This window comes from Psychrobacter sp. SZ93C1, from assembly GCF_015864635.1.
In the GTDB taxonomy this organism is placed as follows: Bacteria; Pseudomonadota; Gammaproteobacteria; order Pseudomonadales; family Moraxellaceae; genus Psychrobacter; species Psychrobacter fozii.
In genome coordinates, this window is record NZ_JADYWY010000008.1 from 179,075 (window position 1) to 192,692 (window position 13,618).

Below are 13,618 nucleotides of genomic sequence, written 5' to 3' on the forward strand. Positions count from 1 at the left end.
AGGACACTTTTAATGAATAAACAAACTATCCACGCTCGTATCGATAGTCTGCGTCAGACAATCGCTGCACAAGACCTGACGGCAATCATCGTACCGTCTGCTGATCCACATTTATCTGAGTACTTGCCTGAATATTGGCAAGCACGCTTATGGCTGTCAGGGTTCACAGGTTCGGTTGGTACACTCGTCGTGACGGCTGACTTTGCTGGTCTGTGGACAGACAGTCGTTATTGGGTACATGCTGCTGATCAGTTAGAAGGCACCGGAATTACTTTAGAGAAGCTGGCTCCAGGTCAGCCCAATCATATCGATTGGCTCGCCGAGCATTTACAAGAAGGCGATAGTGTTGCAGTCGATGGCAATGTGTTGTCTATCGCTGAGCAGGATCGATTATTGAATGCATTTGATGCCAATGACATTACCTTAATAACTGAGCGTGACGTGTTGACAGAGATATGGTCAGATCGTCCAGCGCTACCAGCTGCCAAGTTATATGCTCACGATGAACAGTTTCTTGCTCAGTCTGCCACCTCAAAACTTGCTGCCGTGCGTGCAGGTATGGCAGAGGCAGGAGCGACGCATCATTTACTTTCAAGTTTAGATGACATCGCATGGTTAACCAACTTACGCGGTGCGGATGTTGATTATAACCCTGTGTTTTTGTCACACATGCTCATCAGTGAAAATGACGCGACGTTGTTTATCGATAACAATAAAGTCAGTGCTGATATCGCCACAGCCCTAAAAGATAGCGGTATCACGATTGCTGATTATGATGCAGTACAAGAGGCATTGAGCGCGTTGACGCCAGAAGATTTATTGTTATTAGATCCAAGCAAGGTCGCAGTCGGTACGCTATCGAAGATGGCAGACGGTATCGGCTTTATTGAGCAAATGGCGCCAAGCACGTTACTCAAATCTGTTAAAGCTGATGCTGATATCGATCATGTGCGTGAGGCCATGCGTCAAGATGGTGCTGCCTTAGCTGAGTTTTTTGCGACATTTGAGCAGCGCCTAGCAAACGGTGAGTGTTTGAGTGAGTTGGACGTGGATAGCATGCTAATCGACGTACGTAGTCAGCAGCCACACTATGTATCGCCAAGCTTTCCAACGATTGCAGGTTTTAATGAAAACGGCGCGTTGCCACATTACCGCGCAACACCAGAAAAATTCAGCTACCTTGATGTGGCCGAGGGCGAGGGTGGGCTATTACTGATTGACTCAGGCGCGCAATATCAAAACGGCACGACGGATATTACTCGCGTGGTCGGTATCGGGCAAGTCAGTTCTGAGCATAAACGCGACTTTACCACAGTGCTAAAAGCCCATATTGCATTGGCAAAAGCGCATTTCCCTGATGGTATCGCTTCACCATTGATTGATGCCATTTGCCGTGCGCCTCTATGGCAAGCACAGATGGATTATGGTCATGGTACTGGTCACGGTGTTGGCTATTTCTTAAATGTCCATGAAGGTCCACAAGTCATTGCTTATAGTGCCAGTACGCCAAAAGAGCGTGCGATGAAAGAAGGTATGATTTCAAGTAATGAGCCGGGTCTATACCGTGAAGGAAAATGGGGCATTCGCATAGAAAACCTAATGGTTAATACGCGTGTGGCAAGCCCTACAGAAACAGAGTTTGGTGAATTCTTAAACTTTGAAACCGTTACCTACTGCCCAATCGACACCCGTTTGATTGAGCCAACATTATTAAATCAAGTAGAGATTGACTGGCTCAACGACTATCATAGCCAAGTTTATGCGGAGCTGAAAGACCGTGTTGACGGTGCAGCACTTGAATGGCTCACTGAGCGTACGCAGGCTATTTAAAGTAAAAGCCTATATCTGCGAATCTAAAATAGAAAAAGCCCTGTAAATCATTTACAGGGCTTTTTCGTTATCGGAACGCAGCATTTAGCTTCGTTATGATTCTTTATTGGTCTGTGATTTATCTTGATCGCTTAGATTTTGAATGACTTCAGCACGTAACCAAGATTTTAGGTTTTCAGACATTAGCATCATTTGCTCACTGAGATAGTCATCAATTTGTACCTCAAGTTCACGGATTAGTTCTTGATGCGTGGTACTCAGTTTAGCATCTTTTAGTGCTAACTTGATGGCAGTACTGGCTTTATCATTAACGGCTTTAATAGCGCTATCATTTTTAACGTTGCTATCATTATCAACCGTATGATCTTCAGCAGCGTTTGCATGTTCGCTAATGGTTTTATGGTTCGGTGTAGGATTTTCAGTAGCCACACTTTGGGTATTATTTTTTTCAGAATTATCAGTGATGCTATTATTACTATTTGCTTTGTCCGCAGTATTTATCTCAATCGCTGCTACTGACTTGTCATCATTGCGCTTATCAGCGGCTAACGTTGCATTCTTTTCTTGTTCTTTTTGTGCGGCCTCTGCTTCTTCACGCAGCTTGGCCTCTTCTTTTAGTTTGGCTTCTTCTTTGAGCTTGGCGTCCTCTGCTGCTTTTATTTTTTGCGCTTCTTTGACACGTTGTTGTTCAGCAGCTGCACGCGCTTGCTCTTGCTTATCAGCAATGGCTTTAGCAATCGCTTGCTCGGCTTCGTGGTTTTCGTAGAGCTCATCGATATGAGCATCTAAGTCATGGGTTTGAAATTCAAAGCTCTCAAAGGGTGTATCGCTTTGCAATAAAGTGGTGATGTCTTTTAGCTCTTGAGTAATAGCTGCGCGGATGGGTTCAGGCGCACACGTCCAGCGTTGGTAAAACTGATGGGAAAATGAGTAGCTTGACATGGTATCTTCCATAAATGTTCCAAAAATTACCCCTTATCATACGCAAGTATAATAAGGGGCTGCAAGTGGACAAACGTAGTCAGTCTGACGGTATCGTTACATTTTCGCTCTTAAGACGTTATGATCGACTGCTTTTATGACCATTTTGCAAAAATCAACGAACCGTTAGTGCCACCAAAGCCAAAGCTATTAGACACCGCATATTGCAAGTTGTCGACTTTACGTGATTGGTTGGCCACATAGTCGAGGTTGCAATTGTCTTCGAGATTATCCAAGTTAATGGTAGGTGGTACATGCTGATGCTGAAGCGCCATCACAGTGAAAATAGCTTCAATACCGCCCGCAGCGCCAAGCAAATGGCCTGTCATAGACTTGGTGGAGCTGACCAATATGGTGTCTTTAACTGCTGAAAAAACGGTTTCGATAGCCAGTGATTCGGCGACATCGCCAGCGGGTGTGCTGGTACCATGTGCATTGACATAACCCACGCAAGACGCTTCGATACCCGCATCATGAATTGCATTTTGCATGGCACGTGCAGCACCGCTACCGTCTTCTGGTGGCGAGGTAATGTGGCTGGCGTCATCACTCATGCCAAACCCAACCAGTTCTGCCAATATCGTCGCACCACGTGCTTTAGCGTGAGCAAGGCTTTCTAATACCATTACACCAGCACCATCACCGAGTACAAAACCATCACGGTCTTTATCAAATGGGCGTGAGGCTTTTGTTGGTTCATCATTGCGTGTTGATAACGCATGCATCGCGGCAAAACCAGACATACCTAAAGGACTTGAGCCTTTTTCGCTACCACCTGCCAGCATGACATCGGCATCACCATGCGCAATCAATCGCGCTGCTAAACCAATGGCGTGCGTTGAGGTTGTACAGGCTGTTGATGTAGCAAGGTTAGGGCCTTTTAGCTTATGTTTGATGGCTACAAGACCGGCTGCCATATTTACAATAGAGCCAGGAATAATAAAAGGTGATACTTTTTTTGGCCCGTGAGCATTGAGCGTCGCACAGCTATTTTCGATGGTTTGAATACCGCCAATACCTGATCCAATAATCACGCCAAAACGTTCTTGATCGACATTTTTAACGGGCGCATCAGCTGCACCAATCTCATCGATGAAGCCAGCATCATGTAAGGCCATGGTAGTTGCACCGATGGCATAATGCATAAACTCATCATAGCGGCGCGCATCTTTTGCATTCATATATTGCTTGGCATCGAAGTCTTTGACCACACCGGCAATTTGAGCGCGGTACTCTGTGGCATCAAAGTGAGTGATGGGGACGATACCACTTTCGCCATTCAGAAGTTTGGTCCATGTGCTCTCAAGATCTAGGCCCAGTGGGGTGATAGCTCCCATACCGGTAACGACCACTCGAGTGTCATCATCGCGCTCATAATGAGGCTTTTTTGGACGGCGCTTTATGCCAGTCGTCGTCGGTGATGTGGCTGTATTGATGTCTTGGCTCATGCTATATGTCCTGTACTTGCGTTCCTAAAAGGATGGTTTTTTCTGATATTATTTGATTGAGCTGTCGTCATATCGTTTGTTACTGTCGCGTTATACTCTTTATAGCGTCATACATGCATTTTTACAACCATTATAAAACACTTAGGTGTACATATGTAAACTTAAGTGTAGTGTACTTGCGAAGGCTAACGAGTGTAGCAAAGGCTATCTGTTATTTTAGCTACCTGCTGTTCTAGGTATCTATTGCTTTAATAGTATAAAGGTATTGCTGATGACTGCCTATACTTTGACTATGCAGTTTATCCACGATAAGGCCGTTACTATCTACGGTAAAGACCTTGTATTGTCGTCTCGCTAAATATACTCATGTATAACTTATACTGGATTTATTTATATCAATGTACCGAGGATATCAATGTACCGAGGATATCAATATATCCATGATTTATGGTACAGGCGATAGTAACAGGTATTAGTGAGACAAGTGATATGGTAATGAGGGCTGCTAAGCAAAACACACTTGACCCAGCACCACACTTTTACTTGCGCCCGTGACCGCTGGCAAGTTACCCGTTTCACCCATTAATGTCTGTCTCGCTAGCCACGCAAAAGCAACGGCTTCTACCCATGTTGGATCCAGCCCTAAGCTCGCAGTCGTTTCTACTGTGCAATGAGGGAGATGTGCCTGCAAGCGCGTCATTAAATAGCTATTCAATGCGCCACCACCGCAGACGTACACCGAAGTGTTTTTATTAGCGTCGATAAATTGATTAATTTGCGCACTCGCACTAATGGCTGTCAGCTCAGTGAGTGTGGCCTGTACATCCGCTGATGAATAACGAATGATAGCAGAGGCCTGTTCGAATTTTTGTAGCTCGTCTTGTAGCCATGCTAAGTTAAAGTCTTCACGGCCCGTACTTTTGGGATAAGATTTTGCAAAAAACGGATGTTCTAACAGTTGGTTGAGCAGTGGCTCAATGACTTGACCAGACTGTGCCCATGCACCACCAGCATCATAGCCTTTATCTGTATGCAATGCGGTCCACGCGTCCAATAATAAATTGGCAGGGCCAGTGTCGTAACCTACAACGGCATTATCTACAACATTACCTATGACATTGTCTGGTTGATTTGATGAGTTATTAGAAGCCGCTGGCAAGACAGTGATATTAGCAATGCCACCCAAGTTCAATAACACGCGAGTACTGTCAGGCGTGGCAAACAGTGCTTGATGAAAGGCTGGAACCAATGGCGCACCTTGACCACCAACGGCCATGTCACGCCGCCTGAAATCGCTAACCACACTAATACCTGTACGCTCAGCGATGATATTGGCATCGAGCAACTGCAAGCTAAATCCCATCTGCGGACGATGGCGTACAGTCTGACCATGACAGCCAATGGCCAGCACCAACTCTACATCGGTATCAGCTTGTTTTAATAACGTATTGACCACCTCACTCGCAAACTCACCATACTCGCGGCTTGCCCAGCCGAACCAGTCCAGCTCACTGTTTGGTTCGTCAGCCGTGGGTGTCAATGTCTGAACACCATTGGGCTGACATAATGCCAATAGCACCTCACGCAGTCGCGGTGGGAAGTCTTGGCTATAAGAGGCTAACAAACGCATGTGCTGCTGCGTTTCTTCTTCATTGCCAGTATCTGTACCGAATTGACAAAGAACGGCATCCATACCGTCCAAACTGGTGCCCGACATCATGCCGATATATAAGCCATCATCGAAGTTTTCAAACACAGTCTGCTCAAGTGCTTCAGTCAGTGTGGCATAATTTAAATCGTCAATATTGTCCAAACTGTGAGCCAAATCACTATTTATATCTAAATCTGGATGAATATTATCAGGAGTATCAGTAATCGATGCGGGGTTGGTCATGGCAATTTACCTTAAAAAACGCTAGTATATCCGTCAAATTCTAACATTTTTTTGGGCGACAAGACTCGAATACCAGTGCCAAAATCAGAGTAGCCAAGAAAATAAGTGCAAGTACTGATTTAGCAGACTAAACGAGTTTATCATCGCTCATCGTGTTTTTTGGTTTGGTATGATTTAGTATCAATAGCCCAAACGCTTTACCCTTTCAATAAAGACAATAAAGAGATCATCATGACCACGCAAACTTACACCCTAGAAGAACAACTTGCCCTTATCCAGCGCGGAACACAAGAAATCCTATCTGAAGAGGATTTAGTGGCGAAGCTTAAGCTAAATCGTCCATTGCGTATCAAGGCAGGCTTTGATCCTACCGCACCTGACTTGCATTTAGGTCATACCGTGCTGATTAATAAACTTAAGCACTTTCAAGATTTGGGTCATGAGATTTATTTCTTAATCGGTGATTATACCGCCAAAATTGGTGATCCTTCTGGCAAAAACAGCACGCGTCCACCATTGACGGTTGAGCAAATCAAAGCCAATGCCACGACTTATGCTGAGCAAGTATTTAAAATTTTGGACAAAGAAAAAACCCGTGTGGTCTTTAACTCAGAATGGTTCAATGACATGAGCGCCGCTGATATGATTCAGCTTGCCAGTCAGCAAACGGTTTCGCGTATGCTTGAGCGTGATGATTTCTCTAAGCGTTATGCCTCACAGACCCCAATCTCTATCCATGAGTTTCTATATCCGCTCGTGCAAGGCTATGATTCTATCGCGCTAAAAGCCGATGTTGAGCTTGGCGGTACCGATCAAACCTTTAACCTATTGATGGGTCGTACGTTGCAAGGCCGCTATGGTCAAGAGCAGCAAGTATGTATCACCGTACCAATTTTGGAAGGGTTAGACGGTGTTAATAAAATGTCTAAGTCTTTAAACAACTACGTGGCCATTTATGATGCACCGGGTACGATGTACCAAAAAATCTTATCTATGCCAGATACGCTAATCCGCCGCTACTTTGAATTTTTAAGCTTTAAACCAATGGATGAAGTCGAAGGTTTACTAGCAGAAATGGAAAATGGTCGCAATCCACAAGAAATCAAACGTATTTTAGCCGAAGAGTTGATCGAGCGTTTCCATGATGCTGATGCCGCTGCCAATGCGCACAAATCAGCCGGTAATGTCTTGGCTGATGGCGAACTGCCAATCGATTTGCCAGAAGTAACATTAGATCTAGAAGGTCAGGATGCACTATTTATCACTCAAGTACTGAACCAATCTGGGCTTGCGAAAAACAGCTCATCTGCCAAAGATATGGTAAAACGTGGCGTAGTGAAAGTAGATGGCGAAGTAGTAGACGGTGGCTTTAGCTTAACCTCAGGTCAGACAGTCGTTATCCAAGCAGGCAAAAAGGCTTATGCGAAAGTGACGGTTGCCTAAACTCATAGTGGCTTAAGGAAAAAGAAATGCTAGATTTACCTATGTTATCCAGTAATGGTATTACCCTTAAGCCGCTGATGCTCAGTCACGCAACTGACTTAATGGAGGCTTGCCAAGATGGTGAGTTATGGAAAATAAACGAGACGTCGGTACCTGAGCCAGACAAGGTTATTGACTATATCAATATCGCAGATTCAATGTCTGACAGACAGGCTTTTGTGGTCATTGATGAATCAAATGGTAAAGCGATTGGTACAACGAGCTTTCATGATATTTTACCTATCAGCAAACGCTTAGAGATTGGCTATACTTGGTATGCTAAATCGTATTGGCGAACGCATGTTAATACGACTTGTAAGCTCATACTGCTAACCTATATATTTGAAACATTAAAATATCAAACCGTAGGCTGGCGCACAGATATTGACAATAAGCGCTCACAACAAGCCATTGAGCGCTTAGGTGCTAAAAAAGATGGCGTGATTCGAGGCAATCGTGTACGCCGTGATGGCATTATTTCAGATACAGTCATGTATAGTATGGTTAGTTCTGAATGGCCAGAGATAAAGCTTGAGCTCGCAGAAAAATTACAAAGCGTTTATTAATCCTTCAATTATCAATATGAATGAGCTGTTTATGTCCCAACAAAATCAAGCCACTGTCGCTCAAGGCATCTACCGCCATTACAAAGGCAGTCTTTACCAGGTTTTACACACCGCACAGCATTCCGAAACCGAAGAGTCGCTAGTGGTTTATCGTTGCCTGTATGGTGAATACGGCGTGTGGGTACGCCCGTTAGCCATGTTTACAGAGACAGTGATGGTAGAAGATAAGCAAGTGCCACGCTTTGAATTGATTAAAGACTTAGCTGACTAGTATTAGTTTTTTAGATAATGTGAACGGCTCAATAAACAAATAAAAAAGCGACTCTTGAAGTTGCTTTTTTACGTCTACTCAGACCAATATCTTAAAAATTAATGATGCAAAAACTGCTTTAATATATTATAAAACGCCACAGGCGAATCCATCGGCACCGCATGGCCAGATTTTGGTAAAATAATGCTGTGCGCATTGGGCAGTAACTCAAGCAACTGCTGTTGCCGTTTCGGATCATACAACTGTGAGCGTCCACCAATTAACAAGGTGGTTGGAATCGCTACCGTTGGCAAAACGTCGCGGTAGTCATAGGGCAGCGCAACATAAGCCGATAGACAGCGCAGTTTGTGTTGCCAAGTCGCGTGCTTCATTAATGAGATTTTGTGTGGTGCTCGATAACTCAAGGTTTTCGTCACTATCTGTGAAGGTTTGGTGCTGACAGACAGCAGTGAAAATGAGCGCTCCATGTCTAACAAATTAGCTTTTAATCGATAGGGCAGATGACGGAAATCATCAATGTGCATATATGGCTCAGCGTTAGCAATTAACTGTGTAAACTGAGCAAATAATTCTGTTTGACGTGTGCCAAATACGCCGCCATCTTGCCAGTCTGGCTGATTATGAATGAGAGGCGCTTGATCAATATTCAGATAGCGGCTGACACTGTTATGACCAAAACGCTTAAAGTACGCCCACATGACCAATGCACCCATTGATATCGCAGCAATAGGCAAGGCGTCTACGGTTGTTTGTTGACGAATATGTTGTACCACTTGTTGCGTGTCTTCTGCATATTGTTCAATAAAATCAAACGTTGGTAACGTCAAATCACTGGCTAAGCCAAAACCACGAAAATGCGGCAAATAAAAGCAATAGTGTGAGGTCAGGGATAATATAAACGGCAGAAACTGCCGCGCATCCATACCAAAAGCATGCAATAGCAGCACAGGTTGACCTTTACCAATCACAGACATCGGTATCAGCGTACCGTCAGCCGCCCTCACATGACTGGTTTGCAATTGGTATCGCTCAGGTATTTTAAAGGTCGTTTTGAACATATGGGATATCATTGATTTATATCATATTGGCAAGAGTGTTCATGTTGGCAGCGCTACTACTGCCAGAGTTTGGCATAGTGGGCATCACTAATGTTAGCAATATCTAATGTTGCTAGCATCTCACGTAGGGCAATCCAACGTTGAGCATCCGGTTTGATTGGGCTTATCAAGCGTTTTAAAGTATCGTTGATAATGTCATCCATCAATGCCGATGGTGTCTCACCTGTATAGGCATAATAAATCGTGCGTGCTTGTTCGGGATTGTCGATACACAACTGCGCCATTGCTGTACTGACAGCTACAAACTGTGTCAACGCTTCTGACTTTTCTTCCCAAATACTATGGGTGGTCATTAGCTCCAGTGCTGAAAAGTTGGGATACGGTGATAAGTGCTGATCGATAAAGGTATAGTCAAGCCCTGTATGATTGGCCTCAATACCTTCAAAGTTATAAAAGCATAACCATGCGCCATCGAATTCGCCTGCTTCATCACCCTTTTGAAGGTTTTCTAAATGTTGAAAGTCGGTTTCTACAAAGCTGACATTAGCGGCATCTAACACAAAACCATTTTTCTTAGCATAACGGCTTAAAATCTCAAAGCCAATTTTATTGGTAATAGGGTTGGCTGCTGGTGTCGTGATACGAATCGGTTGGTTCTGATGTAATTTATCAAGACTGCTTTGCTTGATAAGCACGCCTCCATCCGTCACAAAAAAACAGCCCAATGCTTTTAAGTCTTCAAAATAGTGCTCGAATAGGTGAATCGGTTCGTTCACGTGTAAATCAATATTGCCTGCTTCTAATTCTGCAAAGCCATCGTAATGTTCAGTTGGCTCTACCATATTAATATCAAGCCCTGCATCCAGATAAGCACCAGTATGAATGCCCGCAATAAAAGGTAGGTGATCTGGATTTAAAAACCATTCTAGCGTCAGAGTGAGTGCAGTGTTTGGCATAACATATCCTTATATCATTAACAGAAGTAAGTCACAGGTAGGTCACATTAAAAGTGACAGCGTTGACCATAGCATAAAATAACGGTAAAAATGGCTGAAAAAAATCAGGCCGCAATACAGTATCAAAATAAGATATTGCATGGCGGCCTGATGGTAGTGATGTTAACTATTAATATTGACTAGCCATTGTTTTTTGCAATGGTTAAGCCATTATAGGTCTGCGCAACTGGCATCACTTCTAAGCGGTTCACGTTGATATGTGCAGGCGACTCAATCAACCATAATAAAATATCGCCAACATCGTCACCAGTCATGGTTTTGAAGCCGTCATAAACCTTGGCAGCTTTGTCGTCATCACCGTGGTAGCGCACGTTTGAAAACTCAGTGCCCGCGACGTTACCTGGCTCAAGATTGGTCACGCGTACTTGCGTGCCAAGTAAGTCAGCTCGCAAGTTTAGACTGAACTGTTTTACAAATGCTTTAGTTGCACCATAGACGTTGCCACCAAAGTACGGCCAGCTACCTGCAATCGAGCCCACATTGATTATATAACCGCTATCTCGAGCCACCATTGCTGGCAAGACCGCATGGGTCAGCGCTATCAACCCTTTGATATTGGTATCGGTCATGCGCATCCAGTCATCTAGATTGGACTCTTGTGCAGGTCCAGCGCCCAGCGCCAATCCTGCATTGTTCACCAAGACATCGATTTGATTAAAACCGTCAGGCAAGTCAGCAATGATTTGTGGAATAGAAGCCGTATCGCTGACATCCATGACCACAGGTAAAAATGCCTCGCCCAAATCTGCAGCCAAAGCTTGTAACTTATCGAGGCGTCTAGCACAGCCAATCACGCGATGGCCTTTTGCCACCAAACGTTCAGCCAATGCTTTACCAAAACCTGCGCTCGCGCCTGTAATCAATACGTTCATGTTATATCCTTATCATTGATACTGTATGCTTTTGTCATGACTATCTAAGATGACTGAATACCTTGGTTTAAAGGTCACTGATTTAGTTGCTTACCAAATATCTTATCACCAGCATCACCAAGACCTGGAATGATATAGCCGTGCTCATCCAAATGGCTGTCCAATGCAGCAGTATAAATAGTTACATCAGGATGTGCTTCGTTGACCACACGCACACCTTCAGGCGCAGCTACTAACACGAGTGCTTTAATATTAGTACAGCCGTTTTTCTTTAGCATATCAATAGTCGCAACCATAGAGCCGCCTGTTGCTAGCATCGGATCGATGATAAGTGCTGGGCGTTTGTCCATGTGGCTGACGAATTTTTCAAAGAATGGTACTGGCTGTAAGGTTTCTTCGTCACGTTGCAAGCCCACGACAGAGATTTTTGCAGTAGGAATCAGGTCGAGCACCCCGTCAAGCATGCCGATGCCTGCACGTAAAATCGGTACAATTGTCGCTGTCTTACCGATGATTTGCTCACCAGTGATTTCGCCACACCATCCCGCCATTGGGAACGTTTCAATCTCGAAGTCACGGCTTGCTTCATACGCCATCAAGCGTGCAAGCTCTTTGGTCAATGTACGGAACTTATAAGTACTACAATCTTTTTCACGCATAAGGCTAAGCTTATGACGAACTAGTGGATGATCGATTACCGTAATTTTCAAACCGCTATTTAGGTCGCTCATAGAATCTCTCTTGATTTTGGGGCTGATGCTTGCGCAGTCACTGCGGTTGCTATTAGTATAAAAGATACAAACACTTACTTCACTTTAACCGTATTTTTGGCACATAAATAGTAAGCTTAATATATTACTAGTAAAGCCAACTGAATACATTCAATGCTTATATAAGGGTCTTAACCTTAATTAATTTACAGTGCTTTTATTCATAACCTACATTTAGGGTCACAATAACTAGATCCAAAGCAATTGAAGCCATCATGATTCAAGCAACTAGAATTTAAGCAACTATAATGAAAGCCACAATTATTCGAATCAAACACCGCATCATTCTATATATTTAAGCCATTGACCTGTTAAGCCGACTATATTTCACTATCGAAGCACTATAATAAGTGAAGTAAGGTTTAGGCCTGCTATGATACCAAAAAAACCGCTTTTCTGATGAAGAATCTTATGACTACATGCCCATCTTACACGCATAAAAATACTAATAAGACCGATAGCAATTCAATATTATCCGAAACGAATGCTGTGAAAATAGAAACACATCCATTTCCGCCTGTATTGCCGCCCAATGCCACCGTCATGATGATGGGAACGTTTCCACCGACTATCGATAAATGGGCAATGAGTTTCCATTATCCCAATTTTTATAATGATATGTGGCGTATCTATGGTCGCGTATTTTTTGATGATGTTGACTATTTCAGAGTAGGGGACGAGAAGCGCTTTGATCCTGAACGTATTCGCGCCTTTATGTTTGAGCGCGGGATTGCCTCTTGTCCAACAGTCAAACAAGCCATTCGTGAAACGGGCAACGCCTCAGACAAAAACTTGACGGTCGTTACTCCTGTAAATTTAGATGACATTTTGCCGCAAGTGCCAAAAGTGAAAACGTTATTTACTACAGGTGGCAAAGCGACAGAGGTGCTACTCAATTTACTAAGCGAACCACCTGCTAAGTCCAAGTATCCTAAGACCAATCAAAGTATGGATTATCCTTATGAATGGCAGAGTACAGGTAACAAAGCTGACGTGAATAATCTAACCTTATATAGATTGCCATCAACTTCACGGGCATACCCTTTATCATTAGATAAAAAAGCCGCTGCTTATAAAGCGTTTTTTGAAAAAATGGGTAAGTTATAATCAGTTATACAGAAAAGAGTGGTATAGCAGTATTGGTATATTAGGGAGATTTCAATCATATATCATTGCTAAAGTAGAAGTGCTTTTCTAAAGAAGTAAGAAATCATAAGAGTTTCAACAGCAGTGTCTAAAATTTTGAGTAGTTAAATTTATCTTAACCCATTGAAAATTATCAGTTATTAAAAAGGCAGTCAAATCAGTTAAAAAACCTTTAGCAAAGCAGTTGACACAGCTCTTAAACTCTATATAATACGCCCCTCAACAGGGGAAACTGGCAGTAATTAGGAGATAATTACTTAATTAAAACCCAGTTAACTCATTGA

The 13,618-nt window shown here is 43.4% G+C and carries 12 protein-coding genes; 5 read left to right on the forward strand and 7 right to left on the reverse strand.

Translation table 11 applies throughout. From position 1 onward, the window contains the following. Positions 1–12: 12 nt before the first annotated feature. A complete protein-coding gene (locus I6E83_RS11480) occupies positions 13–1,830 on the forward strand; it encodes an aminopeptidase P family protein (RefSeq protein WP_197102066.1) in 1,818 nt (605 codons plus the stop codon). Between the two features lie 93 nt (positions 1,831–1,923). On the opposite strand, the gene I6E83_RS11485 is transcribed toward I6E83_RS11480, so the two are convergent. The 3 genes from I6E83_RS11485 to I6E83_RS11495 form a co-directional block, all read right to left on the reverse strand. Beyond that, a complete protein-coding gene (locus I6E83_RS11485; protein ID WP_197102068.1) occupies positions 1,924–2,784 on the reverse strand; it encodes a hypothetical protein in 861 nt (286 codons plus the stop codon). A gap of 122 nt (positions 2,785–2,906) precedes the next feature. Beyond that, positions 2,907–4,259 carry a beta-ketoacyl-ACP synthase II gene (gene fabF / locus I6E83_RS11490; protein ID WP_197102070.1) on the reverse strand — a complete coding sequence of 451 codons (1,353 nt, stop codon included), beginning with the start codon at positions 4,257–4,259 and terminating at the stop codon, positions 2,907–2,909. A 505-nt stretch (positions 4,260–4,764) separates the two neighbouring features. Beyond that, on the reverse strand, positions 4,765–6,153 hold the full coding sequence (locus I6E83_RS11495; protein WP_197102072.1) for an anhydro-N-acetylmuramic acid kinase: 1,389 nt from the start codon (positions 6,151–6,153) through the stop codon (positions 4,765–4,767). Between the two features lie 231 nt (positions 6,154–6,384). On the opposite strand from I6E83_RS11495, the gene tyrS reads away from it, so the two are divergent. Genes tyrS through I6E83_RS11510 form a run of 3 tightly spaced genes read left to right on the forward strand, consistent with a single transcriptional unit; the run spans position 6,385 to position 8,472 of the window. Continuing rightward, positions 6,385–7,596 (forward strand): tyrosine--tRNA ligase, encoded by a 1,212-nt coding sequence (gene tyrS, locus I6E83_RS11500; protein WP_197102074.1) that lies wholly within the window; start codon positions 6,385–6,387, stop codon positions 7,594–7,596. A gap of 26 nt (positions 7,597–7,622) precedes the next feature. Continuing rightward, positions 7,623–8,201, forward strand: a complete 579-nt coding sequence (locus I6E83_RS11505) for a GNAT family N-acetyltransferase (protein ID WP_197102076.1) — start codon at positions 7,623–7,625, stop codon at positions 8,199–8,201. A 31-nt stretch (positions 8,202–8,232) separates the two neighbouring features. Then, positions 8,233–8,472, forward strand: a complete 240-nt coding sequence (locus I6E83_RS11510) for a DUF1653 domain-containing protein (RefSeq protein ID WP_197102078.1) — start codon at positions 8,233–8,235, stop codon at positions 8,470–8,472. A 98-nt stretch (positions 8,473–8,570) separates the two neighbouring features. Here the strand turns inward: I6E83_RS11510 and I6E83_RS11515 are convergent, their stop codons facing one another. The 4 genes from I6E83_RS11515 to upp form a co-directional block, all read right to left on the reverse strand. Then, positions 8,571–9,530 carry an alpha/beta fold hydrolase gene (locus I6E83_RS11515; protein ID WP_197102080.1) on the reverse strand — a complete coding sequence of 320 codons (960 nt, stop codon included), beginning with the start codon at positions 9,528–9,530 and terminating at the stop codon, positions 8,571–8,573. 56 nt (positions 9,531–9,586) lie between these two features. Further along, complete coding sequence (locus I6E83_RS11520) at positions 9,587–10,486, reverse strand: ABC transporter substrate-binding protein (RefSeq protein ID WP_197102082.1); 900 nt, start codon at positions 10,484–10,486, stop codon at positions 9,587–9,589. A 179-nt stretch (positions 10,487–10,665) separates the two neighbouring features. Next, positions 10,666–11,418 (reverse strand): SDR family NAD(P)-dependent oxidoreductase, encoded by a 753-nt coding sequence (locus I6E83_RS11525; RefSeq protein WP_197102084.1) that lies wholly within the window; start codon positions 11,416–11,418, stop codon positions 10,666–10,668. 74 nt (positions 11,419–11,492) lie between these two features. Further along, on the reverse strand, positions 11,493–12,128 hold the full coding sequence (upp, locus tag I6E83_RS11530) for a uracil phosphoribosyltransferase (RefSeq protein ID WP_201592543.1): 636 nt from the start codon (positions 12,126–12,128) through the stop codon (positions 11,493–11,495). A gap of 603 nt (positions 12,129–12,731) precedes the next feature. On the opposite strand from upp, the gene I6E83_RS11535 reads away from it, so the two are divergent. Then, positions 12,732–13,295 carry a DNA glycosylase gene (locus I6E83_RS11535; protein ID WP_413787066.1) on the forward strand — a complete coding sequence of 188 codons (564 nt, stop codon included), beginning with the start codon at positions 12,732–12,734 and terminating at the stop codon, positions 13,293–13,295. Positions 13,296–13,618 lie beyond the last annotated feature (323 nt).